This window comes from Streptomyces sp. NPDC002076, assembly GCF_053593835.1.
In genome coordinates this window covers 392,285-415,837 of sequence record NZ_JBSFDI010000004.1, presented here as the reverse complement: position 1 = coordinate 415,837, position 23,553 = coordinate 392,285, and the positions used below count along the sequence as shown (strand labels likewise).

The window sequence follows — 23,553 nt, the reverse complement described above, 5'->3', positions numbered from 1 at the left end:
CCGGGGCTCCGCCTCGCCCACCCTCCCCCACGGCCGGAAGGTCCTGTCACGAGATCGCCCTGAGCCTGCGCCTCGGATGTGCGCGGAGTCCGGTGAGGGCCTCGGCCGTCTCCTCGTCCGCCGGCAGGAACACCACGAGTTGCTGGGCGTCCGCCGGGGCATCCAGGGTTTCGCGGGTGAGGCGGAGCTCCGGTCCTGTCGGATGGTTCAGGCGGAGCACCCCGCGGCGCGGCACCGCATGGCGGTTCATGCGGCGTCCGGCCCCGCCGAGCCGGGACGTCCGCCCGCCCGCTGGACGAGCAGGCCCCGGGCTACGCCAAGACCCTGCTCGACCAGCTGGCCTGGTGGGCGGCCACGCTCCGCTCGGGCCGGGAGGCCGCTCCCTACCCGGCGTGACGGCCGAGCCCCCCGCCGCACGGCCGAGCGGGGAGCGGCACGGGCAGGTGGCTCAGCCCTTGCGGCGCCGGGCCACCGTCACCGCTCCCCCGCCGAGCAGCACCAGCGCCAGCGCGCCGCCCGCGATGTACGGGGTCGCGGAGCTGCCGCCGGTCTCCGCGAGGTCCTGTCGGGCTCCCTGGGGCTTCACGTCGGCGGCAGGGTCGTGGCTCGGCACCGGGTGCCCGCTCGGCGGGACCGTCGGGGACTCGCAGGTGGCCTTCGCCAGGGTGACCGTGCCCTCGACGTCGGCCACGTTCAGCTTCAAGGGGTTGACGGAGACCTTGAGTTCGAGGGCGGTGGCGGCGGCCGTGCGGGTCGTGGTGCGCCGCTGGGCGAGGTCGAGGCGGACCTCGCCGACGCCGGGCACCTTGACCTCGCTCGGGCCGCCGGCGGTGAGGGTGACGCGCTTGCCGAGGACGGTGACGGAGCCGAGGACGTTCGCGTCGGCGACGGGCGCCCTGCCCGCCTCGCAGGTCGCCCTGGCGGTGACCGTGCCGACCTCGATCAGGGACAGCAGGGGCAGGCCGGGGACGTGCAGCTTGGCGTCGACGAGCCGGACCGAGCCCTCGGCGTGCCGGGCGGTCACGGTGGCCTTCGCCGAGGCGACGTCCGCGCCGAGGACCGCGAACGGCCTGCCCTCGGCCACGCCGTCGAGCCGGGCGGACAGCGCGGTCCGGTCGGCGCTCTGCGGTGCCTGGACCTCGTTGAGGGAGACGGCGAGCGGCACGTCGACGGTCTTGTTGAGCAGGGACACGTCGAGCCCGGTGCGCAGGACGACGGCGGAGGCGCGTCCGTGGTCACCGGTCGCGTGCGCGGCGCCCGCGCCGAGGACCGCGGGCGCCGCCGCGAGGGCGGTGACCGTCGCCGCGGCGGCGAGTCGGCGTGCGGGCATGCGGAAGTTGTTGCTGTTCAAGTCGGTGGGACCCCCAGTGGGAACATGCTTGGGACCCGTCAACCTTGTACGCACTGTGGGTGAACGGTCAGCAATCCTGGGTCACTTCACCCAAACGTGGATTTGCCGCACGTCGATTCGAATCAGCGGGCACAGGTGTTCCCGACGGTCCCTTGCGCCCCTGCGCGCCTACTCGATCACGATCCCGTTCAGCACCACCCGGCGCGGCGCCGCCAGCACCCGTACGTCCGCGCGCGGGTCGGCCTCGTACACCACGAGGTCGGCCGGTGCGCCCTCCACGAGGTTCGGGGCGGCGAGAAAGGCGCGGGCGCCCCAGCACGCCGCCGAGACGGCGTCCACCGCGGGGATGCCTGCGGTGACGAGTTCCGCCACCTCCGCGGCGACCAGTCCGTGGGCCAGCGAGCCGCCGGCGTCCGTGCCGGCGTAGACCTGGATCCCGGCGTCGTAGGCGTTGCGGACGGTGTCGTAGCGGCGCTCGTGCAGCCGGCGCATGTGTGCCGACCAGCGCGGGAACTTCTTCTCGCCGCCGTCCGCGAGCCGCGGGAACGTGGCGATGTTCACGAGGGTGGGGACGATCGCGACCTCCCGCTCGGCGAAGAGCGGGATCAGGTCGTCCGTGAGACCGGTGGCGTGCTCGACGCAGTCGATGCCCGCCTCGACCAGGTCGCGCAGGGAGCTCTCCGCGAAGCAGTGCGCGGTGACGCGGGCGCCGAGCCGGTGTGCCTCGGCGATGGCCGCCTCGATCGCCTCGCGCGGCCAGCAGGGGGCGAGGTCGCCGAGGTCGCGGTCGAGCCAGTCGCCGACCAGCTTCACCCAGCCGTCGCCGCGCTCGGCCTCCTGGGCGACGTAGGCGACCAGGTCGTCCGGCTCGATCTCCCACGCGTAGTTGCGGATGTAGCGACGGGTGCGGGCGATGTGCCGGCCGGCCCGTTTGATCTTCGGCAGGTCCTCGCGGTCGTCGATCCAGCGTGTGTCGGACGGCGAACCGGCGTCCCGGATCAGCAGGGTGCCGGCATCGCGGTCGGTGAGCGCCTGCTTCTCGGCAGTGCCCGCGTCGACCGGGCCGTCCGGGCCGAGGCCCACATGGCAGTGCGCGTCGGCCAGGCCTGGCAGCGCCCAGCCCTCGACGGTACGGACGTCCCGGGCCCCGGCGGGGCGGTCGTAGGTCACCCGGCCCCCGACCACCCACAGCTCGTCGCGGACGTCCTCGGGTCCGACGAGCACCCGCCCCTTCACGTGCAGCACCGCGCCATCGCTCATGCTCTGCACCTTAACGACCTACGGCTGGTCCTCACCCACCTGGTCGGAGGTCTCCTCCTCGACCTCTGCCATCGCCGGGTCCAGGAGCCGGGACAGGAAGTGGCGGGTGCGTTCGTGCTGCGGGTCGCCGATGACCTGGTCGGGGGTGCCGTCCTCGACGATCACGCCGCCGTCCATGAAGACGACCCGGTCGGCGACCTCGCGGGCGAAGCTCATCTCGTGGGTGACGACCATCATCGTCATGCCCTCGCGGGCGAGCATGCGCATGACGGCGAGGACGTCGCCGACCAGTTCCGGGTCGAGGGCGGACGTCGGCTCGTCGAAGAGCATGACCTCCGGGCCCATCGCCAGCGCCCGGGCGATCGCCACGCGCTGCTGCTGGCCGCCGGAGAGGGAGGAGGGGTAGGCCTCCGCCTTCTCGGCCAGGCCGACCCGGGCGAGGTTCTCGGCGGCGATCTTCGCGGCCGTCGCCTTGTCCCGCCTGAGGACCCTGCGCTGGGGCAGCGTGAGGTTCTCGGTGACGCTGAGGTGCGGGAAGAGGTTGAACTGCTGGAAGACCATGCCGATGCGGCGGCGTACGGCGTCGATGTCGACGTCCGGGTCGGTGAGTTCGATGCCGCCGACGAAGACCTGGCCCTTGGTGGGCTCCTCCAGCAGGTTCACACAGCGCAGGAGGGTCGACTTGCCGGAGCCGGAGGGGCCGATGACGCAGACGACCTCGCCCCGGCCGATCTCCAGGTCGACGCCGCGCAGGACGTGATTGTCGCCGAAGGACTTGTGCAGGTCCTGGACGCGGATCTCGGGGCGGGTCACTTGATCTCCTTCTGGGCCTTGGCCTCCAGACGGCGGGCGACGAAGCCGAGCGGGATGGTGACCAGCAGATAGCACAGGCCCGCGACCAGGATCGGCGTGGAGTTGGCGGTGGTGCTCGCCAGGTCCCGGCCGTACTTGGACAGTTCGCGCTCCTCCAGGGTCACGCCCAGCAGCAGCACCAGGGAGGAGTCCTTGAAGAGCATGATCAGCTCGTTGGTGAGCGGCGGGAGGATGATCCGGAACGCCTGCGGGATGATGATGGAGATCATGGCCTTCGCGGGCGAGAAGCCCAGCGAACGCGCCGCCTCCATCTGCCCCTTGGGCACCGCCTGGATGCCGGCGCGGAACGTCTCCGCCATGTAGGCGGCACCGATGAGTCCGAGGCCGAGCGCGCCCTTGCCGTAGGTGCCGCCGGGGATCTCCGTGCCCGGGAAGGCCAGCGGGACGGCCACCGCGATGAAGACGAAGATCAGCAGGGCGGGCAAGCCGCGGAAGATCTCGATGTAGATGCCGGCCACCCAGCGGTACGGCCCCACGGAGGACAGCCGCATCAGCGCGATGACCAGGCCGAGCACCAGTCCGAGGACGAAGCCGGACACCGTGTACAGGACGGTGTTCTTCAGCGCCAGCGTGATGACGTCCGGCCACATCTGCTTCGCGATGCCGCCCTGCGCGAACTGGTTCTGCAGCCGGCCCCAGTCCGCCGTGACCGCGATGGCGATCACGGCGGCGACGAAGACGGCGTACTGGATGCCGCGCGACAGCCGGCGCTTCTGGCGTCGCGTCAGCCCCTGCTTCTTCGGCTGGAGTTGTACGTCCGCGTCGGTCATGAGGCGGCGGGAGAGGCCACGGAGGCGCTGTACGGGCCGATCCACTGCTCGTAGAGCTTCTTGTAGGTGCCGTCGGCCTTGGCGTCCTTCAGGGCCTTGTTGATGGCCTCGCGCAGCGCCGTGTTGCCCTTCTTGACCGTGAAGCCGTACTGCTCGCCGGTCTTGAGGTTGTCGACGACCTTGAACTTGTCCGCGTTGGCCTTGTCCTTCAGCCAGCCCTGGACGACCGGGTAGTCGATGACGACGGCCTGGACCTGGCCGGTGCGCAGGCCGTTGAGGACCGCGTCGGAGGACTCGAAGGAGATCGGGTCGTAGCCCTTGCCCTTGACGTAGTCCTCGCCGGTGGTCTGCGCCTGGGCCCCGAGCTTCTTGCCCTTGGCCTTGACGTCGGCGAGCGAGGTGATGCCGCTGTTCTTGGCGACGAGCACGGCCTGGGTGGCCTCGAAGTACGGGTCGGAGAAGTCGACGTTCTTCTTGCGCTCGGGCGTGATCGTCATGCCGGCGGCGGCCAGGTCGCACTGGCCGGAGTTCAGGAAGGCGCCGGTCTTGAAGTTCTCGAACGGCGTGTCGACGATCTGCTGCTTGACGCCGAGGTTCTTGGCGACGAGGTCGATGAGGGAGACGTCGAAGCCCTGCACCTTGCCGTTGATCTCCGACTGGAACGGCGGGTACGGCAGGTGGGTGCAGGTGGTCAGCTGACCGGCCTTGACGACGTGGACGCCCTTGACGGTGGCACCGCCGCTCCCCCCGCTCGAGGAGCAGCCGGCCACGACGAGGACCAGCCCGGCGGTCGCGGTGGTGGCAGCCAGGAGGCGGGTCCGGCGTCCGAGGAGCGATTTCATGGGGGAATCTTCTCTGTGGGGGAACTGTGGGTTCCGATTATAAGGAAGAGTTTGAGTCTCTCAAACCAAACCGATGGTCAGGGGGTCGTTGGACCTAAGATCGGTGGAGTTGTCCCCCACGTTGACGCCGAGAACGAAGAGAGAACCACCGCCCCCCTTCCTCGACCTGCCTCCGCTGACCGCCGAGCGCTTCGCCGCGATCGAGGACGGGGCCGCCCGGCTGCTGGACACCCGGCAGGACGTGCCGATCACCCAGGGCGAGGCGCTGCTGCCGCTGGAGGGTGCGATCCGCGCGGCGGCCGGTCCGGGCACGGTGGCGCTGAACGTGATCACGGGCCCCTACGGGCAGACCTTCGGGAACTGGCTGCGGGACGCGGGTGCGACGGTGTACGACCTCTCCGTTCCCTTCCACACGGCGGTCACCGCAGACCGGATCCGGGAGGCGTTCGCCGCGCACCCGGAGATCGACTTCGTGTCGCTGGTACACGCGGAGGCGGCGACCGGGAGCACCAACCCGGTCGCGGAGATCGGCGAGGCGGTACGGGAGCAGGGTGCGCTGTTCTACCTGGACGCGGTCGCCTCCGTGGGCACGGAGCCGGTGCTGCCGGACGCGTGGGGTGTGGACCTGTGTGTGATCGGTGCGCAGAAGGCCATGGGCGGTCCGGCGGGTATGTCGGCGATCTCGGTGAGCGAGCGGGCCGGCCCGTCCCCCCGATGACCGGGTCCGAGCGCGCCATGCTGGAGGGCTGGCTGGACTTTCACCGGGCCACGCTGGAGCTGAAGTGCCGGGGGCTGGACGACGCGCAGGTGCGGCAGGCCTCCGCCGAGCCTTCGTCGTTGACGCTGCTCGGGCTCGTGCAGCACCTCGCCGAAGTCGAACGGAACTGGTTCCAGCGGGTGCTGGCCGGGCTGGACGTGCCGCCGGTGTTCGAGGAGGAGACGGGGTACGCCCTCGCTCCGGGGCGTGGGCTGGAGGCGGCCCTGGGCGTGTGGCGGCGGGAGATCGCGCGCGGCTGGGAGCTGCTCGCCGAGTGGGACCTGGCGGACACCGGGCGGATCGTCGACGAGCCGATGCCGGGCGTCGAGGTCAGTGTGCGCTGGGTGCTGATCCACCTCATCGAGGAGTACGCCCGGCACAACGGGCATGCCGACATTCTGCGTGAACGAATCGACGGGGTCACCGGAGCCTGAATTCAATTTAGTTTCACAATTCCCGCCACTTTTCCGGGTGGCAGCTTCCCGTCTTCTTCTGCCCGCTTTTTGCAAGACTAAACAGGGAAGTTTCCTGGCGATTTTTTGACGGTTTCCATCGTGTGACGCACTCCACAATGTGGTAACTTTGTCCCGATTTGATGCGGGGCAATTCCGGCATTTCACCATGCCCTCTCTGCGGCACAGCAACCTCGGCCGTGCATTTCCTAATTCACCTCGCTAAATTCGTGCCGCATGACTGCCGCACCCGCAGACCTGCTCATCGACCAGCCGGCGGTGACTGACGGAGCCGCGCTCTGGCGTCTCGCCAAGGACTCGAAAACCCTCGACCTGAACTCGTCGTACAGCTATCTGCTGTGGTGCCGGGACTTCGCCGGCACCTCGGCGGTGGCGCGCGGTGCGGACGGGGAACCGGTCGGTTTCGTCACCGGCTATGTGCGGCCGGAGCGCCCCCGCACCCTGCTCGTCTGGCAGGTGGCCGTCGACCCCGGCCACCGGGGCCTCGGCATCGCGGCCGCACTGCTGGACGGGCTGACCGCGCGCCTGGTCGCCGAGCACGGCGTCACCGAGGTGGAGACCACCATCACCCCGGGCAACACCGCCTCCGAGCGGCTGTTCACCTCGTTCGCCGCCCGGCACGGCGCGCGCCTGGAGCGTGCGGTGCTGTTCCCCGCCGAGCTCTTCCCGGACGGCCCGCACGACCCCGAAGTCCTCTACCGCATCGGCCCGTTGACCGACATCACCGCCCACTGAGGAGCGATTCACCGTGACCATCACCCAGCCCGACCTCAGCGTCTTCGAGACACTCGAGTCCGAGGTGCGCAGCTACTGCCGCGGCTGGCCCACGGTCTTCGACCGCGCGCAGGGCAGCCGGATGTTCGACGAGGACGGTCATGCCTACCTCGACTTCTTCGCCGGTGCCGGCTCACTCAACTACGGCCACAACAACCCCGTGCTCAAACGGGCGTTGATCGACTATCTGTCCCGGGACGGGGTGACCCACGGACTGGACATGTCGACCACGGCCAAGCGGTCCTTCCTGCAGACCTTCCAGGATCTGGTGCTGCGCCCGCGCGATCTGCCGTACAAGGTCATGTTCCCGGGGCCGACCGGCACCAACGCCGTGGAGTCGGCGCTGAAGCTGGCCCGCAAGGTGAAGTCGCGCGAGGCGATCGTGTCGTTCACCAACGCCTTCCACGGGATGTCGCTGGGCTCGCTCGCGGTGACCGGCAACGCCTTCAAGCGGGCCGGCGCGGGCATTCCGCTGGTGCACGGCACGCCGATGCCGTTCGACAACTACTTCGACGGCACGGTCCCGGACTTCCTGTGGTTCGAGCGGCTGCTGGAGGACCAGGGCTCCGGGCTCAACAAGCCCGCCGCGGTGATCGTGGAGACCGTGCAGGGCGAGGGCGGCATCAACGTGGCCCGGCCCGAATGGCTGCGCGCGCTGAAGGAGTTGTGCGAGCGGCAGGACATGCTGCTGATCGTCGACGACATCCAGATGGGGTGCGGGCGGACTGGTGCCTTCTTCTCGTTCGAGGAGGCGGGCATCACGCCCGACATCGTCACCGTCTCCAAGTCCATCAGCGGCTACGGGCTGCCGATGTCGCTGTGCCTGTTCAAGCCCGAGCTGGACGTCTGGGAGCCGGGCGAGCACAACGGCACCTTCCGGGGCAACAACCCCGCTTTCGTCACCGCCACCGCGGCGCTGGAGGCGTACTGGACCGACGGCTCGGCCATGGAGAAGCAGACCCGCGCCCGTGGCGAGCAGGTCGAGCAGGCACTGATCGCCATCACCGAGGAGAACCTCGCCGATGTGAAGGAGTACCGCGGGCGCGGGCTGGTGTGGGGCATGGAGTTCCACGACAAGGACCGGGCCTCGCGGATCGCGCGGCGGGCCTTCGAGCTCGGGCTGCTCATCGAGACGTCCGGCCCGGAGGGCGAGGTCGTCAAGCTGCTGCCCGCCCTCACCATCACCCCCGACGAACTGGACGAGGGGCTGAGCATCCTGGCCCGCGCCGTCCGCGAGACCGTCTGACCCACCCTCTGATCAACCGAGAGAGAACACCACCGTGATCGTCCGATCGTTCAAGGACATCGAAGGCACCGACCGGCACGTCAGGTCGAAGTCCGGCACCTGGGAGAGCAAGCGGATCGTCCTCGCCAAGGAGCGGGTCGGCTTCTCCCTGCACGAGACCATTCTGTACGCCGGCACCGAGACGTCGATGTGGTACGCCAACCACATCGAGGCCGTCGTCTGCACCCAGGGCGAGGCCGAACTCACCGACCACGAGGCCGGGACGACGTACACCATCACGCCCGGCACCATGTACCTCCTCGACGGGCACGAGCGGCACACGCTGCGCGTCAAGGAGGACTTCCACTGCATCTGCGTGTTCAATCCGCCGGTGACCGGACGGGAGGACCACGACGAGAACGGTGTCTACCCGCTGCTCACCGAGCCCGAGGAGGTGTGAGAACCCATGACCACTGCCCCCGTGAAGGATCTCTACCCGACCCGTGGCGCCACCGAGGTGACCGTCCCGCGTCAGGACCCGGTCGTCTGGGGCTCCCCGGACACCCCCGGCCCGATCGCCGCAGCCGAGCTGCAGGGGTACGAGCGTGACGGCTTCCTCGCCATCGACCAGCTGATCACCCCGGACGAGGTCGAGGTCTACAAGCGCGAGCTGGACCGGCTGGTCACCGACCCGGCGATCCGCGCCGACGAGCGCTCCATCGTGGAGCCGAAGTCCAAGGAGATCCGCTCGGTCTTCGAGGTGCACAGGATCAGCGAGGTGTTCGCGAACCTGGTGCGCGACCCGCGCGTGGTCGGGCGCGCCCGGCAGATCCTCGGCTCGGACGTGTACGTCCACCAGTCCCGGATCAACGTCAAGCCCGGCTTCGGCGCAAGCGGCTTCTACTGGCACTCGGACTTCGAGACCTGGCACGCCGAGGACGGGCTGCCGAACATGCGCACGGTGTCCGTCTCGATCGCCCTGACCGAGAACTTCGACACCAACGGCGGCCTGATGATCATGCCGGGCTCGCACCGGACGTTCCTGGGCTGCGCCGGCGCCACGCCCGAGGACAACTACAAGAAGTCGCTGCAGATGCAGGACGCGGGCACGCCCTCGGACGAGGCGCTGACCGCGCTGGCCGGCGAGCACGGCATCCGGCTGTTCACCGGCAAGGCCGGCTCGGCGACCTGGTTCGACTGCAACTGCATGCACGGTTCGGGCGACAACATCACCCCGTTCCCGCGCAGCAACGTGTTCATCGTGTTCAACAGCGTGGACAACGCGGCCGTCGAGCCGTTCGCGGCTCCGGTACGGCGGCCCACGTTCATCGGAGCAAGGGATTTCACTCCCGTCCGGTGAGCGGAGATCGGCCGGGGGTCCGGGGGTTGTCCCCCGGAGAATGCAGCATCGGAGCAAGGGATTTCACTCCCGTCCGGTGAGCGGAGATCGGGCGGGGGTCGGGGGGTTGTCCCCTGGAGAATGCAGCATCGGGGCGCGGGACTTCACGCCGGTGAAGCAGTCGCCGGACGTACGGCTCCGGGCCGGGGCCTCCTCGTGTGGGACGGGGGGCTCCGGCCCGGTCATGCCGTCAGCCGGACAGCACGTCCAGCAGGCGGTCCACGTCCGCTTCCGTGTTGTAGAGGTGGAAGGACGCCCGCAGACTGCCGGCGCGGTTGGAGACCTCGATGCCCGCGCGGCTCAACTCCGGCTGGCGCGCGCCCAGTCCGGGCACGGAGACGATGGCCGACCCCGGGGCGGGCAGCGGTTCGTGGCCGAGCGAGGCGAGTCCGGTGCGGAACCGGTCGGCCAGCGCCAGGTCGTGCGCCTGTACGGCGGCCACGCCCAGCTCCTCGATCAGGGCCAGCGACCGCGCCACCCCGGTGTAGGTGAACAGGGCCGGGCTGACGTCGAACCGCCGTGCGGAGTGGGCGAGTTCGGTCACCGGGCCGTAGCAGCTGCTCCACGGTTCCTCGGCCGCGACCCAGCCCGCCAGCAGCGGGGACAGCCCGCCGAAGTCCTCGGGGACGACGAGGAAGGCCGCCCCGTGCGGGCCCAGCAGCCACTTGAAGGTCGTCGCGACGGTGAAGTCGTGGGCGTCGGCATCCATCGGCAGCCAGCCGGCGGCCTGGGAGAAGTCGACGTAGGTGCGCGCACCGTGCGCCCGGGCGGCCTCGCGCAGGGCGGGCAGGTCGGCGATCCGGCCGTCGGCGGACTGGGCGGCGCTGACCGCGACCAGGGCGGTGCCCGGGCGGACCGACTCGGCGAGCCGTTCCAGCGGCACCGCGCGCACCTTGAGGTCGCCGCGCGCGTGGAACGGGTTCAGCACGGAGGTGAAGTCGTCCTCGGCGGTGAGCACTTCGGCGCCCGCGGGCAGCGAGGCGGCGATCAGGCCGGTCTGGGCGGAGACCGAGGGGCCCGCCGCCACCCGGGTGACCGGCACTCCGGCCAGCCGGGCGAACGCGGCCCGGGCGACCTCGACGTCGTCGAACAGCGGATCCAGCGGCCGGCCCTCGGCCCGGATGGCCACCGCCTCGTGCAGCGCGGCGACCGTGCGGGCCGGGAGCAGGCCGCTGCTCGCGGTGTTCAGGTAGGTGTTCTTCGGGGCGAACTCGGCGCGGACGAGGCTGTCGAACGTCTCCCTGTTCTTCATGGGTCCACTCTGCGGCTCCGTGAAGTCCCCGTCCATTGCGAATTTTTTCGTGGATCCCCTCAGGACTTCTTATACGTCCGCCCCGACCTGCGGTTTCAGCCCTGCTGCGGCACCGCGCACCCGTCCGGCCCACAGGCTGCCCCGTCCCCCCGGTCTCCCTGCTCGACCAGCTTCAGCGGGGAGCGCTCCCCCCAGGCCTGGCTGAGTGCCTGGGTGAAGACCTCGGCGGGCTGGGCGCCGGAGACGCCGTACTTCCGGTCCAGGACGAAGAAGGGCACGCCGGTCGCGCCGAGCTCGGCGGCCTCCCGCTCGTCGGCACGGACCTCGTCGGCGTAGCGGGACGGGTCGGCAAGCACCTCGCGGACGGCCTCGGCGTCGAGACCGGACTCCACGGCCAGCTCGACGAGCCGCTCGTCGCCCTCGGTGAAGACGGACCGCTCCTCGGCGAAGTTCGCCCGGTACAGGATCTGGATCAGCTCGTCCTGCCTGCCCTGCTCCTTGGCGAAGTGCAGCAGACGGTGCATGTCGAAGGTGTTCCCGTGGTCGCGGCCCCGGGTGCGGTAGTCCAGGCCCTCGGCGGCGGCCTGGGTGCCGAGGTTGTCCTCGCCCGCCTGGGCCTGGGCCTCGCTCATGCCGTACTTCCTGGTCAGCATGGTGATCACCGGCTGGACGTCGCCCTTGGCGCGGCCCGGGTCCAGCTCGAAGGAGCGGTGCACGACCTCGACGTCCTCACGGTGCGGGAAGGCAGCGAGCGCCTTCTCGAAGCGGGCCTTGCCCACATAGCACCAGGGGCAGGCGATGTCGCTCCAGATCTCGACGCGCATGTCTTCGGCTCTCTCCAGGTCGTACGGGCGCGGAGGCTCTCTCCCGCCGGTACGTGAACGTTCAAGCAGCCCGGTTCATTCCCGGGGCACGGAGAGGCGCAGGAAGAGGTGGTGGTCGCCCTCGGCCGGCGGGTTCTCCGGGTCCGGGACCCAGCCCTGGCGGGCGTAGAAGGCCTGGGCGCGCCGGTTGTCGACGTGCACGTCGAGTACGGCCGTGCGCTTGCCGTCCGCCCGCCACTCCTCCACGCAGGCCGCGTGCAGGGCCGTACCGATGCCGGAGCGCCAGCGGCCGGGGTCGACGTGGAACTGGAACAGCTTGACCGTGTCGGCGGGGGAGCCGTCCGGGGTGCGGAAGGAGGCGATGCCGATGATCGCTCCCTCTTCCACCACGCACAGCACATGACCGTCGGGCCGCTCGACGGCGCCGCGCCAGGCGGCGGTCCAGTCGATGCCGTCGTCCGGGGGGCCGTCCGGGTAGTACGTCGCGCGGGCCCGGTGGTGCAGCGCGGCGATCTTCTCCGCCTCGGCGGGCAGAGCGGTACGGATGACGCGGGTCCCTGTCACACGGTCGCTGATCATGCAACTGAGGACGCGGCCGTCCGCTGCCCGGTTCCGAGACCCACCGCACGTGAGCGGGCCGTTCAGGTGCCGTCGCGCAGGTCGCTCGGCCAGGAGTTCCTGAACTCCAGGTGGTCGTACGTCACCACGCAGCCCTCCCCCAGCGGCGACTGGGTCATGAAGCCGACCAGCGCGTCACCGGTCTCCTTCTCGTCGCCGAGGGTGAACAGCCGGACGAAGGTCCAGCGCGCGCCGTCCCGGGAGGCGTGGAAGGCGAAGGCGCGCCCGGTCCTGCTGACCCGAAGCCACACCGAACTCCCTTCCACAGTGAAGGAGTTGGCGTCGTCGGAGTGTCCCCGGGTGACCACCGTGCAGACGGTGGGCACGTCGGTGGAGTACTCCAGGCAGAGCTTGGCCCAGGCCCGCTCGCCCACATGGACGTAGAGCACGCCCGCGTCGAAGGACGCGTTGAACCCGACCGTGACCCGCGCGATCAACTGGAAGTCGCCTTCCGGCGCGCCCAGCAGCCGGGGCGCGTCGGAGGCGGGGTCCAGGGCTTCCCCGGTGGGGGTGACGAACCGGTCCTGCCGGGGGCCGGCCCAGCCGGTGAGCACGCCGTCCTCGTACGACCAGTGCCCGTCGGGGCCGTATGTGCGCAGCAGGAAGGGGAGTTCGGGGAGTTCCACGTCCATGGTCCGATTGTCTCAGGTGTCCCGACGGAGGTTCGAAGGCCCGGGTCCGCGCCAGGCCCTGTCGTCGAACTCCCGCCGTCCGCCCGGAGGGCGGGCCTCGCGCCCGCCGCGGAGCGGCTGATGTATGCAGTAGGTGCGTGCTCTGGGGGTCCCCCCGGCCGAAGGCTGGGGGAGGGAGTTCGACGACAGGGCCTAGCGCTCCAGGACCCCGTTGAACCGCCGGGGCAGCCCCAGCGGGTTCTCGTCCCGCAGCTCGGCCGGCAGCAGGGCCGACGGCGCGTTCTGGTAGGCGACCGGCCGCAGCCACCGCTCGATGGCCGTACCGCCCACGGAGGTGGAGGTGGAGGTCGTCGCGGGGTAGGGCCCGCCGTGATGCTGGGCCGGCGCCACCGCGACCCCCGTCGGCCATGCGTTGACCACCACGCGCCCGGCCAGCGGGGTCAGCTCGGCGAGGAGCTCCGCACCGCGCCCCTGACCGGCCGCCTCCTCGGCGGACAGCTGCACCGTCGCCGTCAGGTTGCCCGGCAGACGGGACAGCACCGCCGCCGCCTCCGCCTCGTCCTCGTAGCGGACCACCACGGTGACCGGCCCGAAGCACTCCTCCAGCAGCCGGTCGTAGGCCCCCTCCTCGGCCAGCCTGCTCGCCGGCACCGTGAGGAACCCGGCGCTGACCGTGTGCTCGCCGCCCGCGCCCGGGGTGACCGGGGAGTCCACCTCGGGGAGCTGGGCGCGCTCGGCCACCCCGGCGATGAAGTTGTCCCGCATCCGGTGGTCGAGCAGCACGCCGGCCTCGGTGTTGCTCACCGCGGCGGTCAGGGCCTTGACCAGGCCGTCGCCCGCCGCGCCGGACGGCACGAGCACCAGGCCGGGCTTGACGCAGAACTGCCCGACCCCCAGCGTCATCGACCCGGCGAGCCCGGTGCCGATCTCCTCGGCGCGCTCGGCCGCGGCGGCCTCGGTCACCAGGACCGGGTTCAGCGAGCCCAGCTCACCGTGGAACGGGATCGGCACGGGCCGGGCGGCGGCCGTGTCGAAGAGGGCGCGCCCGCCCCGTACCGAACCGGTGAAGCCGGCCGCGGTGACCAGGGGGTGCTTGATCAGTTCGACGCCCGCCTCGAAGCCGTGCACCAGGCCGATGGCGCCCTCGGGGATGCCGTGCTCGGCGGCGGCCCGGCGCAGCGCCTTGGCGACCAGCTCGGACAGAGCCGGGTGGTCGGGGTGGGCCTTGACCACGACCGGGCAGCCCGCGGCGAGCGCGCTCGCGGTGTCGCCGCCGGCGACGGAGAAGGCGAAGGGGAAGTTGGAGGCGGAGTAGACGGCGACGACGCCGAGCGGCACCTTGTAGCGGCGCAGGTCCGGGACGGGCGGGGTCGCCGTGTCGTCGGGGTGGTTGATGACGACGTCGAGGAAGGCGCCCTCGTCCACGATGTCAGCGAAGGCCCGCAGCTGGTAGCCGGTACGGGCGAGTTCGCCGGTCAGCCGGACCGGGCCGAGCGCGGTCTCGGCGTCGGCGGTCTCGACCAGGCCTTCCCTGGCCGCGTCCAGACCCGCGGCGGCCGAGCGCAGGAAGGCGGAGCGCACCCCACGGTCGGCGAGGGCGCCGCGCGCGGCGTGGGCCGCGCGGACCGCCGTGTCCACCTCCTGTGCTGTGGCCTCCACCGCAACCTGTTCACGCTGCTTCCCGGTACGCGGGTCGACACTCCAGACTGGTGCTGCTGCCACCGCGGGTCCCTCCAGTAAGGCCGCAAGAACTAGGGTCACCCATCAGCCGCGTTCGATATACTGAACACTGTCTCTGATGATGAATGTGCTGCTCGGAGACTATTTCCCGGCGATTGAAGGGGTCAAGGGCGATGTCGGCTGGCGAGACAGGCGGGGCCCAGGTCAAGTCCGCGGTGCGGACCGTTGAATTGCTCGAGTACTTCGCCGGCAAGCCCGGCATGCACTCCCTCGCGGCCGTGCAGGAGGCCGTGGGTTACCCCAAGTCCAGCCTGTACATGCTGCTGCGCACGCTCGTGGAGCTGGGCTGGGTGGAGACCGACGCGACGGGCACGCGGTACGGCATCGGGGTGCGAGCGCTGCTGGTCGGCACGTCGTACATCGACGGCGACGAGGTGGTGGCCGCCGCCCGGCCGACCCTGGACCGGCTCTCCGACGACACCACGGAGACCATCCACCTGGCGCGGCTCGACGGCACCAACGTCGTCTATCTGGCCACCCGCCAGTCCCAGCACTATCTGCGCCCCTTCACCCGGGTCGGACGCCGGCTGCCGGCCCACTCCACCTCCCTCGGCAAGGCGATCCTCGCCACGTACACCGACGAACAGGTACGCAAGCTCCTGCCGGAGACCCTGCCCGCGCTCACCGAGAACACCATCACCGACCGGGAGAAGCTCATCGAGGAGCTGCACCAGGTGCGCGAGCAGGGCTTCGCGGTCGACCGCGAGGAGAACACCCTCGGCCTGCGCTGCTTCGGCGTGGCGATCCCCTACCGCACCCCGGCCCGGGACGCCATCAGCTGCTCGGTGCCGGTGGCCCGGCTGACCCCCGCCCACGAGCAGATGATCAGGGACGCGCTGTTCGACGCCCGCGACCGGCTGACGCTGGCGACCCGCAGGCTCTGAGGCGCACGGGTCGTGGGCTTGGTGCCCGGGCCGTCGTAGGCTCGGGCACCATGGAGATCGCGCTGCGGGCCGTCGAGGACAGTGACCTGCCGGTGTTCCACCGGCAGATGACCGACCCGGAGGCCGTCCGGATGGCCGCGTTCGGACCGGAGAACCCGTACGACCCGGAGGCCTTCGCGGCCTACTGGCAGCGCGTGCGCGACTCCGCCCACGTGCTGCGCACGGTCCTGGCCGACGGCGAGGTGGCCGGTAACGCGGCGGTCTACGGAGTGGCCGGCGAGCGCGAGGTGACGTACTGGATCGACCGCGCCTACTGGCGCCGGGGTGTGGCGACGGCCGCGCTGCGGGCCCTGCTCGCCGAGGTGCCCGAACGGCCGCTGTACGCGCGGGCGGCGGCCGACAACACGGCGTCGCTGCGCGTGCTGGAGAAGTGCGGCTTCCGCGAGACGGCCCGGGCCCAGGGGTACGCGAACGGGCGCGGGAAGGAGATCGAGGAGGTTGTGCTCGTCCTCCAGGGCTGAGCGCCTCCCCCATGCGGCGGAGACGGATCGTCGGGCCGCAGGAGGTGAACACCCCGGATCGCGCGGGAGCGTTGAGCCATGACGATCTCAACGGCCCCTGTCCCCACGGGCGTCTCCGCCCGGCGGCGCTCGCTCCGGCTTGTCGCCATTGCCGCCTGCCTGCCCTATCTGTCCCTCAAGCTCGCCTGGATCGCCGGGAGCCACCTCGGCATCCCGGACGGCAGCCCGCTGCTGAAGCACCGGCTGCCCCTGGCGCTCGCCAACGGTCTCACCGTGCTGATGGACGCGGCCGTCGTCGTCCTGGCCCTGCTGCTGACCCGGCCGTGGGGGCGGCGCGTGCCCGCCTGGCTGCTCGCGGTGCCCATGTGGCTCGCCATGGGACTCCTCGCGCCCATCATGGTGGGCTTCCCGCTGCAACTCGTCCTGCACGGCGGCGCAGGCGGCCACGGCGACGACAAACCGTTCCTGGCCGACTGGGTCTTCGGGGTGGTGTACGGCGGGTTCATCGTGCAGGGGCTGGCGCTGGGCGCGCTGTTCACGGAGTACGCCCGCGAGCGCTGGGGGCATCTGTGGCGGGGGCGGATGCGGGAGCTGCCGGCCGGGGGCGCGGGGCGGGCTCAGCGGCTGACGGCCGTGGCGGCGGCGCTGCTGGCGCTTTTCCCGGGCGCGGTGCGGTTGCTGCGCGGCTGCGGGGCGATCGGGCTCGACGGCCATGGGGACCGGTCCATGGAGTTCGTGTACGTCCTCTTCCTCGCCGCCGCCGTCATCGGTGCCTGGCAGCTCGCCCTCCGCCGGGGCGGTGCGCTGCCCGTCGCCGTACCGCTCGCGGCGGCCTGGATCGGCTCGGGTGCGGTGGCCTGCTGGGGCGCATGGATGTCGCTGGCGGTGCTGGTGACGGGCGATGTGCCGACCCCGCTGACCGGCCTCACCTACGCTGGACAGGTGATCACCGGCCTGCTCGTGACGAGCGTCATCACCCGGTTCCTCAGGCACCGGGCGGGCAAGGCGCCCCAGTGACGAGGGCGTTGCGGCTGCTCCTCGGCGGGCGGGCGCGGCGGCGCTGGATCCATCTGATCCTCGGCGGCGCGCTCGCCATGCCGTACGTCCTCGTCGGCTCGGTGATCGTCGGGCCGTTCACCGGCGTGGACGATGTCTTCCAGTCCCTGCCGCTCCAACTCGGCTCGTTCGCCGTCGGGTTGCCGATCGCGGCGGTCACGTCGCTGTTCCCGCTGACCCGGCCGCTGGAGTCGGCCGCGGTGCGGGCCCTGTGCGGGGTCGACGCCGCCTCTCTCGCCCACGGCCCGGCCCGGACGCGCGCCGAACGGGCCCGTACGGCCGTCTGGTTCACGCTGCACCTGGGCTTCGGCGGGATCATCGCCGGGATGTCGCTGGCCGTGCCGCCCTTCGCGGTGGTGCTGATCGTCCTGCCGCTGTTCGCCGGGCTGCGCCACTCCCCGCTCGCCCTGCCCGAAGTCCTCGGCCACGCCTGGGCGTTGGCGCTCTCCCCGGTCGCGGGCCTGGCCACGCTGCTCGCGCTCGCCGGCTGCGCCGCCGGCTGCGGGGCCCTGCTGTCCCGCTGGGCGCCCACGCTGCTCGGGCCCACCCCCGAGGACCGGCTGGCCGCCGCCGAGGCCCGCGCCGCCGACCTCGCCGTACGCAACCGGCTCGCGCGCGAGCTGCACGACTCCGTCGGGCACGCCCTGAGCGCCGTCACCCTCCAGGCGAGCGCGGCCCGCCGGCTCCTCGACACCGACCCGGAGTTCGTCCGCCAGGCGCTCGCCGCCATCGAGGAGACCACCCGGCGCACGGTCGGCGAACTCGACGCCGTACTCGGCGTGCTGCGGGACGGGGACGCGCCGGGCACCGCGCCCGCGCCGACCCTGGAGAGCGACCTGGACGGGCTGCTGCGCCGCACCCGGGCCGCCGGGCAGCCCGTGACGGCCACCCTCGGCACGGATCCCGCCGCACTGCCGCAGCTGGTCTCCCGCGAGGCGTACCGGATCGTGCAGGAGGGCCTGAGCAACGCGCTGAAACACGCCGGCACAGCGGTCGCCGTCCGGATCGCCACCGCCGCCGGGCACCTGGAGATCACCGTCGAGAACCCGCTGGGCGCCGGCCCGGCTCCCCGCCCCGGCGGCGGCCACGGGCTGCGCGGCATCGCCGACCGGGTGCGGCTGCTCGGCGGCACGGTGCGGGCGGGCCCCTCGGGAGACACCTGGCGGCTGTCCGTACGGCTGCCGTTGAAGGCCACATGACCGCTGAAAGGACTCGTATGCCCCAGTCCGCGATCCGGATCGTCCTCGCCGACGACGAGCGCATGGTCCGCACCGCCCTGCGTGCCATCCTCTCCGTCGAGCCCGATGTGGAGGTGGTCGGTGAGGCGGCGACCGGTGCCGAGGCCGTGTCCGTCGTCCGGGAGCTGCGGCCCGATGTCGTCCTCATGGACGTCCGCATGCCGGAGATCGACGGCATCCGGGCCACCGAGCAGATCCTCGCCACGCTCGACGAGCCGCCCCGGGTCGTGGTCGTCACCACCTTCGAGAACGACTCCTACGTGTACGACGCGCTGCGCGCCGGAGCTTGTGGGTTCCTGCTCAAGCGGGCGGACGCCGACGCCCTGGTGCAGGCGGTACGGCTGGTCGCGCGCACCGACAGCCTGCTGTTCCCGTCGGCCGTCCGGGCCCTCGCGGCCGAGCACGCCCGTACGGCGCCCGCACCGCCGGCGTGGGTGAGCAAGCTCACCGGACGCGAGAGCGAGGTGCTGCGGCACCTGGCCGCCGGACTGACCAACGCCGAGATCGCCCGGCGCATGGACGTCGGCCCCGCCACCGTGAAGTCGCACGTCGCGGCGGTGCTGGCGAAGACGGGTGCCCGGGACCGCACCCAGGCGGTGATCGCCGCGTACGAGGCCGGTTTCCTGAGCACAGGATGAGAAAACGGAGCGTACGGGAACGATCGGCCCCGTCCCGATCGTCTTCGGAGCGGGATGAACAAGACGATCAGGCGGGCGTCCGTCTTCGCGCTGCTGCTCGTGCTCGCTCTGCTGGTCAGGGCGACCTGGGTGCAGTTCTACGACGGCAAGGCCCTCGCGGACGACAACGACAACCGGCGGAACGCGATCCGGACGTACTCGCAGCCGCTCGGGAACATCATCGTGGCCGGAAACGCGATCACCGGCTCCACCCGGACCAAGGGGAGCGACCTCGTATACAAGCGGACGTACGCGGACGGCAGGCTCTACTCGGCGGTGACGGGCTACGCCTCGCAGGCCTATGCCCCCACCCAGCTGGAGGGCGTCTACAAGGACCTGCTCAACGGCACGGACAACCGGCTGAAGAACGTGCTGGACACGCTCACCGGCAAGCGCGCCGACCCGGGCAACGTGCTCACCACGATCGACCCGGACGTGCAGAAGGCGGCCTACCGCGCGCTCGGCGACACGAAGGGCGGCGCGGTCGCGATCGACCCGAAGACCGGCAAGATCCTCGCGGCGGTGTCCACGCCGTCGTACGACCCCGCCTCGCTCACCGACGCCAACACGGCCGGCACCGCCTGGAAGCAGCTCAACGCCGACAAGGACAAGCCGCTCACCAACCGGGCGCTGCGCCAGCCGCTGCCGCCGGGCTCGACCTTCAAGCTGGTCGTGGCGGCGGCCGCATTGGAGGACGGGCTGTACAAGAACGTGGACGAACCGACCGACAGCCCCGACCCGTACGTCCTGCCCGGCACGGTGCGTCCGCTGACCAACGAGAACAAGTCGGCGCCGTGCAAGAACGCCTCCATCCGCGTCGCCCTGCAGTACTCCTGCAACAACGTCTTCGGCCACATGGCCGTCCAGCTCGGCCAGGACAAGGTGCGGTCCATGGCCGAGAAGTTCGGCTTCAACGACGACAAGCAGGACGTGCCGGTGCGGGCCTACACCAGCGTGTACCCCTCCGGCATGGACCAGGCGCAGACCGGGCTGTCCGGCATCGGCCAGTTCGACGTCACCGCGACCCCGCTGCAGATGGCCATGGTGTCCGCGGCCATAGCCAACGGCGGCAAGCTGGTCTCGCCGCATATGGTGTCGCAGATCACCGACAGTGGCGGTGAGGTGTTGCAGAACTACGACGACAGCGCGGACAGCAAGCAGATCGTCAGCTCCTCCACCGCCGAGCAGCTCCAGTCGGCGATGGAGACGGTGGTCAAGGACGGCACCGGCACGAACGCCCTGATCGACGGCGCCACGGTCGGCGGCAAGACCGGCACCGCCCAGCACGGCGAGAACAACAGCAAGACGCCGTACGCCTGGTTCACGTCCTTCGCCAAGTCCGACACCAACGGCAAGGAAGTGGCTGTCGCCGTGATGGTGGAGCAGTCGGACGCGGCTCGGTCGGAAGTGAGCGGCAACGGTCTGGCGGCGCCGGTGGCGAAGGCGATGATGCAGGCGGCGTTGAAGTGAGGCTCCCCGTGAGGAGCATGCCTCACTTCACCCCGAGAACCTGCTCGATCGGATCGATCGCGAAGTACACGAGGAACAGCGCCGACACGGCCCACAACAGCCAGTTGACCTCCCGTGCCTTCCCCAGCACCGTCTTGATGACGACGTAGGACACGAAGCCCGCGCCGATCCCGTCGGTGATGGAGTACGTGAACGGCATCGCCGCGATGGTGAGGAACGCCGGGATGGCGATCTCGTACCGGTCCCAGTCGATGTGCTTGACGTGGGTCATCATCAGGAAGCCCACCGCGATCAGCGCGGGCGCCGCCGCCTGGAGCGGGACGATGGTGAGCAGCGGGGTGAGGAAGAGAGCAAGGCCGAACAGGCCGCCGGTGACGAGGTTGGCGAGGCCGGTGCGGGCGCCCTCGCCGACGCCGGCCGCGGACTCGATGTAGGCGGTGTTGGAGGAGGCGGAGCCGATGCCGCCGACGGCGGCCGCGGCGCCGTCGATGAACAGCACCCGGCCGATGCCGGGCACCTGCCCCTTCTCGTCCAGCAGTCCGGCCTCCGCGCTGATGCCGACGATCGTGCCCATGGCGTCGAAGAAGTCGGACAGGATCAGGGTGAAGACCAGCAGGACGGCGGTGAGGGCGCCGGCCTTGGCGAAGCCGCCGAACAGGCTGAAGTGACCGATGAGCCCGAAGTCCGGTGCGGCCACGATCTTGTCGGGGACCTTGGGCGTGGTCAGGCCCCAGCTCTTGATGTCGGCGACGGCGTTGACGATGATCGCGACGACGGTCATCGTCACGATGCTGATGAGGATCGCACCCTTCACCTTCCGGGCGAGCAGGGCGATGGTCAGCAGCACACCGAGGCAGAAGACGAGCACGGGCCAGCCGGTCAGGCGTCCGACGGCGCCCAGTTGCACGGGCACGGTGGTGTGCGCGGCGTCCGGGATGCGGCTGACGAACCCGGCGTCCACGAGGCCGATGAAGGCGATGAACAGACCGATGCCGACGCCGATGGCCTGCTTCAGCTGCTGCGGGATCGCGTTCATGATGGCCTCCCGCAGTCCGGTGAGGACCAGCAGACAGATGATCAGGCCCTCCAGGACCACCAGGCCCATCGCGTCCGGCCAGCTCATCAGCGGGGCCAGTTGGAAGGCGACGACGGCGTTGAGGCCGAGGCCGGCGGCGATGGCGAGCGGGAGGTTGCCGCCGACCCCCATGACGATGGTCATCACACACGCCACCAGCGCGGTGGCGGTGACGAGTTGGCCGGTGTCGAGCGTGTGCCCGAACTTGTCCTTGGCGCTGCCCAGGATGATCGGATTCAGGACAAGGATGTAGGCCATGGTGAAGAACGTGGCGAAGCCGCCGCGTATCTCCCGGCTGAGCGTGGATCCCCGCTCGGAGATCCTGAAGTACCGGTCCACTGACATGGTCCCACTCCTCGTCATCTGATGATCGGCTTGCGGATGCTGGCTGGATTGTTCCCCTGTTCAACCTGTTTCAGGTTTTCCCTGTGTTACGGAATCTGGTTCGGTGGACCATACGTTGTCCGACCCCCCGTATACATTCCGCCCATCCGGTGCCGGGCCCGGAAACCGCGCGCCCGTCCCGCACCCCGGGCGCCACGCCGTCCCGTACACCGACGGCCTCCCAGCGACCGCCCGTGGCGCACGGCGAGCAGGACGGTCCCCTGTGGTCGGACGGCTCGGTGGACCCGCACAGCAACGACTTCTGGGCGCAGAGCGATCTGGCCCTGAAGACGTCGAAGCAGCTCTCCTCGCTCACGGTGGTGTTGAAGGTCGCACAGACCGGCGGGGTGTCCTCGACGGGCGCGTGGCGCTCGCTGCCGGAAGGCGACTTCACGCAGACGGTCGAGGAGCGGGCCGGGCTCATCGTCTACACGTGGCGGCTCAAGGAGGGCCGCACGGTGCCCGCGGGGCAGTGGGTGTTCGCGGGGCGGGAGTGCTTACACGGTGACCGGTGACTTCACCGCGCATGGCGGCTCGGGCGGTGACTCGTGAGTCGCGGTTGCCGGCCCCGCCACGGCACGGTGCTGCCGGTGACGGGGGCCGGGTACGAGCGGCTGCTCAGGACGTACGGCTGACGCTCAGCCGACGAAGTACGTCGGGTTCGGCAGCTTGTACGTGCGGTCGGCGTAGCCGCCGTCGAGGTCCGAGTACTGGTCGCCGAAGTTGGCGATGATCTCGTACCCCAGGTCGTCCTCGATGTGCTTGCGCGTCCCGGACTTGTACTGCACGGTCGTGCAGTTCCAGGCGGTCGGGGTGGCGCAGTCGCTCAGGTAGGCCGGCGGGTTGGCCTTGTCCTTGAGGAACATGTGGTCGGCGTCCAGGTTCACATCGGCGCCGACCTTCTTCAGGTTCGCGACCGCGGCGGCGCGCTGGGCCTCGCTCAGACCGGAGTTGTAGAAGACCTCGACGCCCTTGGACTCGGCGTACTGCACCAGCTCGGGGCTGCCGAAGACGGCCGGGCGGTCGGCGCGGTTCACGTAGTCGTTCCACGTGGTGGGGTTGTACGTGTAGTTGTAGCGCTTCTCGTAGTCGAGGCTGAGCAGCAGCGTGTCGTCGATGTCGAACATGACGGCCGGCTTCTCGCCGTGGCGGCGCGCCTTGCGGGCCGCCTTGTCGATGTAGCGCTTGGCGTCGGCGTCGATGCCGGCCAGGTCCTGGGCGTACGGGCTGTCCGGGGACGCCTGATAGACGCCGTTGCTGTCGGCGTGGGTGCCGTAGTAGGTGTCGATGTCCTTCACCAACTGCCCGATGTTGTAGGGCTCGTGGGTGGAGTTCGCCGTCGACTGACCGGCGGTGGCCACGCCCGCGCCGTACAACGCGACACCGGCGAGCGCGCAGGCGGCACCGGCGGCGACGACTCTGTGGGACTTCCGCATGGATTCTCCGGATCTGGTGGAT

General features: G+C 70.7%; 25 protein-coding genes and 1 pseudogene. 13 read left to right on the top strand and 13 right to left on the bottom strand.

The window, feature by feature from the left end; translation table 11 throughout:
- Nucleotides 1-46: 46 nt before the first annotated feature.
- The 6 genes from ACWCQS_RS11600 to ACWCQS_RS11575 all read right to left on the bottom strand — a co-directional run bounded on the left by ACWCQS_RS11600 (nt 47) and on the right by ACWCQS_RS11575 (nt 5,096).
- On the bottom strand, nt 47-250 hold the full coding sequence (locus ACWCQS_RS11600) for an MmyB family transcriptional regulator (protein WP_451004235.1): 204 nt from the start codon (nt 248-250) through the stop codon (nt 47-49).
- A gap of 198 nt (nt 251-448) precedes the next feature.
- On the bottom strand, nt 449-1,351 hold the full coding sequence (locus ACWCQS_RS11595; protein WP_451004234.1) for an SCO1860 family LAETG-anchored protein: 903 nt from the start codon (nt 1,349-1,351) through the stop codon (nt 449-451).
- A gap of 168 nt (nt 1,352-1,519) precedes the next feature.
- Nucleotides 1,520-2,611 carry an amidohydrolase family protein gene (locus tag ACWCQS_RS11590; RefSeq protein ID WP_451004233.1) on the bottom strand — a complete coding sequence of 364 codons (1,092 nt, stop codon included), beginning with the start codon at nt 2,609-2,611 and terminating at the stop codon, nt 1,520-1,522.
- An 18-nt stretch (nt 2,612-2,629) separates the two neighbouring features.
- Entirely contained in the window at nt 2,630-3,424 is a 795-nt protein-coding gene (locus ACWCQS_RS11585) for an amino acid ABC transporter ATP-binding protein (protein ID WP_451004232.1), read from the bottom strand.
- Nucleotides 3,421-4,254: an amino acid ABC transporter permease gene (locus ACWCQS_RS11580; protein ID WP_451004231.1), complete on the bottom strand. Its 834-nt coding sequence runs from the start codon at nt 4,252-4,254 to the stop codon at nt 3,421-3,423. Before ACWCQS_RS11580 ends, ACWCQS_RS11585 begins: the two co-directional genes overlap by 4 nt.
- Nucleotides 4,251-5,096 carry a basic amino acid ABC transporter substrate-binding protein gene (locus ACWCQS_RS11575; protein ID WP_451004230.1) on the bottom strand — a complete coding sequence of 282 codons (846 nt, stop codon included), beginning with the start codon at nt 5,094-5,096 and terminating at the stop codon, nt 4,251-4,253. The genes ACWCQS_RS11580 and ACWCQS_RS11575 overlap by 4 nt, the downstream gene beginning before the upstream one ends.
- A 121-nt stretch (nt 5,097-5,217) precedes the next feature.
- On the opposite strand from ACWCQS_RS11575, the pseudogene ACWCQS_RS11570 reads away from it, so the two are divergent.
- The 6 genes and pseudogenes from ACWCQS_RS11570 to thpD all read left to right on the top strand — a co-directional run.
- Nucleotides 5,218-5,796, top strand: a pseudogene (locus ACWCQS_RS11570) (aminotransferase class V-fold PLP-dependent enzyme); the annotation flags it as partial.
- A gap of 14 nt (nt 5,797-5,810) precedes the next feature.
- Complete coding sequence (locus tag ACWCQS_RS11565; protein ID WP_451004229.1) at nt 5,811-6,287, top strand: DinB family protein; 477 nt, start codon at nt 5,811-5,813, stop codon at nt 6,285-6,287.
- A 255-nt stretch (nt 6,288-6,542) separates the two neighbouring features.
- Entirely contained in the window at nt 6,543-7,061 is a 519-nt protein-coding gene (gene ectA, locus ACWCQS_RS11560; RefSeq protein WP_451004228.1) for a diaminobutyrate acetyltransferase, read from the top strand.
- 13 nt (nt 7,062-7,074) lie between these two features.
- On the top strand, nt 7,075-8,346 hold the full coding sequence (gene ectB / locus ACWCQS_RS11555) for a diaminobutyrate--2-oxoglutarate transaminase (RefSeq protein ID WP_450984904.1): 1,272 nt from the start codon (nt 7,075-7,077) through the stop codon (nt 8,344-8,346).
- Nucleotides 8,347-8,380: 34 nt separating this feature from the next.
- Nucleotides 8,381-8,785, top strand: a complete 405-nt coding sequence (locus ACWCQS_RS11550; RefSeq protein ID WP_451004227.1) for an ectoine synthase — start codon at nt 8,381-8,383, stop codon at nt 8,783-8,785.
- Between the two features lie 6 nt (nt 8,786-8,791).
- Nucleotides 8,792-9,685 carry an ectoine hydroxylase gene (thpD, locus tag ACWCQS_RS11545; RefSeq protein ID WP_450984903.1) on the top strand — a complete coding sequence of 298 codons (894 nt, stop codon included), beginning with the start codon at nt 8,792-8,794 and terminating at the stop codon, nt 9,683-9,685.
- A 229-nt stretch (nt 9,686-9,914) separates the two neighbouring features.
- Here thpD and ACWCQS_RS11540 read toward each other — a convergent pair whose 3' ends face one another.
- The 5 genes from ACWCQS_RS11540 to ACWCQS_RS11520 form a co-directional block, all read right to left on the bottom strand.
- The gene (locus ACWCQS_RS11540) at nt 9,915-10,976 is read right to left on the bottom strand and encodes an aminotransferase class V-fold PLP-dependent enzyme (RefSeq protein ID WP_451004226.1); all 1,062 of its coding nucleotides are present in this window, start codon (nt 10,974-10,976) and stop codon (nt 9,915-9,917) included.
- A 95-nt stretch (nt 10,977-11,071) separates the two neighbouring features.
- Nucleotides 11,072-11,800, bottom strand: a complete 729-nt coding sequence (locus ACWCQS_RS11535; protein WP_451004225.1) for a DsbA family oxidoreductase — start codon at nt 11,798-11,800, stop codon at nt 11,072-11,074.
- Between the two features lie 75 nt (nt 11,801-11,875).
- Nucleotides 11,876-12,379 (bottom strand): N-acetyltransferase family protein, encoded by a 504-nt coding sequence (locus tag ACWCQS_RS11530; protein ID WP_451004224.1) that lies wholly within the window; start codon nt 12,377-12,379, stop codon nt 11,876-11,878.
- A 62-nt stretch (nt 12,380-12,441) separates the two neighbouring features.
- Nucleotides 12,442-13,050: a DUF1349 domain-containing protein gene (locus tag ACWCQS_RS11525; RefSeq protein WP_451004223.1), complete on the bottom strand. Its 609-nt coding sequence runs from the start codon at nt 13,048-13,050 to the stop codon at nt 12,442-12,444.
- A gap of 192 nt (nt 13,051-13,242) precedes the next feature.
- Nucleotides 13,243-14,772 (bottom strand): aldehyde dehydrogenase (NADP(+)), encoded by a 1,530-nt coding sequence (locus ACWCQS_RS11520; RefSeq protein ID WP_451004222.1) that lies wholly within the window; start codon nt 14,770-14,772, stop codon nt 13,243-13,245.
- 131 nt (nt 14,773-14,903) lie between these two features.
- On the opposite strand from ACWCQS_RS11520, the gene ACWCQS_RS11515 reads away from it, so the two are divergent.
- From ACWCQS_RS11515 to ACWCQS_RS11490, 6 genes are all read left to right on the top strand, one after another.
- The gene (locus ACWCQS_RS11515) at nt 14,904-15,674 is read left to right on the top strand and encodes an IclR family transcriptional regulator (RefSeq protein WP_365722126.1); all 771 of its coding nucleotides are present in this window, start codon (nt 14,904-14,906) and stop codon (nt 15,672-15,674) included.
- Between the two features lie 50 nt (nt 15,675-15,724).
- Nucleotides 15,725-16,195: a GNAT family N-acetyltransferase gene (locus tag ACWCQS_RS11510; protein ID WP_451004221.1), complete on the top strand. Its 471-nt coding sequence runs from the start codon at nt 15,725-15,727 to the stop codon at nt 16,193-16,195.
- 78 nt (nt 16,196-16,273) lie between these two features.
- Nucleotides 16,274-17,212, top strand: a complete 939-nt coding sequence (locus tag ACWCQS_RS11505) for a hypothetical protein (RefSeq protein ID WP_451004220.1) — start codon at nt 16,274-16,276, stop codon at nt 17,210-17,212.
- Nucleotides 17,209-18,450 (top strand): sensor histidine kinase, encoded by a 1,242-nt coding sequence (locus tag ACWCQS_RS11500; RefSeq protein WP_451004219.1) that lies wholly within the window; start codon nt 17,209-17,211, stop codon nt 18,448-18,450. Before ACWCQS_RS11505 ends, ACWCQS_RS11500 begins: the two co-directional genes overlap by 4 nt.
- 17 nt (nt 18,451-18,467) lie before the next feature.
- Complete coding sequence (locus tag ACWCQS_RS11495; RefSeq protein WP_451004218.1) at nt 18,468-19,127, top strand: response regulator; 660 nt, start codon at nt 18,468-18,470, stop codon at nt 19,125-19,127.
- Nucleotides 19,128-19,181: 54 nt separating this feature from the next.
- Nucleotides 19,182-20,636 carry a peptidoglycan D,D-transpeptidase FtsI family protein gene (locus tag ACWCQS_RS11490; protein ID WP_451004217.1) on the top strand — a complete coding sequence of 485 codons (1,455 nt, stop codon included), beginning with the start codon at nt 19,182-19,184 and terminating at the stop codon, nt 20,634-20,636.
- Nucleotides 20,637-20,658: 22 nt separating this feature from the next.
- On the opposite strand, the gene ACWCQS_RS11485 is transcribed toward ACWCQS_RS11490, so the two are convergent.
- Entirely contained in the window at nt 20,659-22,056 is a 1,398-nt protein-coding gene (locus ACWCQS_RS11485) for an NCS2 family permease (RefSeq protein ID WP_451004216.1), read from the bottom strand.
- A gap of 233 nt (nt 22,057-22,289) precedes the next feature.
- On the opposite strand from ACWCQS_RS11485, the gene ACWCQS_RS11480 reads away from it, so the two are divergent.
- Nucleotides 22,290-22,610 (top strand): hypothetical protein, encoded by a 321-nt coding sequence (locus ACWCQS_RS11480; RefSeq protein WP_451004215.1) that lies wholly within the window; start codon nt 22,290-22,292, stop codon nt 22,608-22,610.
- 123 nt (nt 22,611-22,733) lie between these two features.
- On the opposite strand, the gene ACWCQS_RS11475 is transcribed toward ACWCQS_RS11480, so the two are convergent.
- A complete protein-coding gene (locus ACWCQS_RS11475) occupies nt 22,734-23,531 on the bottom strand; it encodes an HAD family acid phosphatase (RefSeq protein WP_451004214.1) in 798 nt (265 codons plus the stop codon).
- Between the last annotated feature and the right edge of the window lie 22 nt (nt 23,532-23,553).

Coding starts and splice junctions, on each gene's coding strand:
- ACWCQS_RS11600 (WP_451004235.1), bottom strand. CDS start 250: ATGAACCGCCATGCGGTGCCGCGCCGCGGGGTGCTCCGCCTGAACCAT.
- ACWCQS_RS11590 (WP_451004233.1), bottom strand. CDS start 2,611: ATGAGCGATGGCGCGGTGCTGCACGTGAAGGGGCGGGTGCTCGTCGGA.
- ACWCQS_RS11580 (WP_451004231.1), bottom strand. CDS start 4,254: ATGACCGACGCGGACGTACAACTCCAGCCGAAGAAGCAGGGGCTGACG.
- ACWCQS_RS11575 (WP_451004230.1), bottom strand. CDS start 5,096: ATGAAATCGCTCCTCGGACGCCGGACCCGCCTCCTGGCTGCCACCACC.
- ACWCQS_RS11565 (WP_451004229.1), top strand. CDS start 5,811: ATGACCGGGTCCGAGCGCGCCATGCTGGAGGGCTGGCTGGACTTTCAC.
- ectA (WP_451004228.1), top strand. CDS start 6,543: ATGACTGCCGCACCCGCAGACCTGCTCATCGACCAGCCGGCGGTGACT.
- thpD (WP_450984903.1), top strand. CDS start 8,792: ATGACCACTGCCCCCGTGAAGGATCTCTACCCGACCCGTGGCGCCACC.
- ACWCQS_RS11540 (WP_451004226.1), bottom strand. CDS start 10,976: ATGAAGAACAGGGAGACGTTCGACAGCCTCGTCCGCGCCGAGTTCGCC.
- ACWCQS_RS11535 (WP_451004225.1), bottom strand. CDS start 11,800: ATGCGCGTCGAGATCTGGAGCGACATCGCCTGCCCCTGGTGCTATGTG.
- ACWCQS_RS11530 (WP_451004224.1), bottom strand. CDS start 12,379: ATGATCAGCGACCGTGTGACAGGGACCCGCGTCATCCGTACCGCTCTG.
- ACWCQS_RS11525 (WP_451004223.1), bottom strand. CDS start 13,050: ATGGACGTGGAACTCCCCGAACTCCCCTTCCTGCTGCGCACATACGGC.
- ACWCQS_RS11515 (WP_365722126.1), top strand. CDS start 14,904: ATGTCGGCTGGCGAGACAGGCGGGGCCCAGGTCAAGTCCGCGGTGCGG.
- ACWCQS_RS11510 (WP_451004221.1), top strand. CDS start 15,725: ATGGAGATCGCGCTGCGGGCCGTCGAGGACAGTGACCTGCCGGTGTTC.
- ACWCQS_RS11505 (WP_451004220.1), top strand. CDS start 16,274: ATGACGATCTCAACGGCCCCTGTCCCCACGGGCGTCTCCGCCCGGCGG.
- ACWCQS_RS11495 (WP_451004218.1), top strand. CDS start 18,468: ATGCCCCAGTCCGCGATCCGGATCGTCCTCGCCGACGACGAGCGCATG.
- ACWCQS_RS11490 (WP_451004217.1), top strand. CDS start 19,182: ATGAACAAGACGATCAGGCGGGCGTCCGTCTTCGCGCTGCTGCTCGTG.
- ACWCQS_RS11485 (WP_451004216.1), bottom strand. CDS start 22,056: ATGTCAGTGGACCGGTACTTCAGGATCTCCGAGCGGGGATCCACGCTC.
- ACWCQS_RS11475 (WP_451004214.1), bottom strand. CDS start 23,531: ATGCGGAAGTCCCACAGAGTCGTCGCCGCCGGTGCCGCCTGCGCGCTC.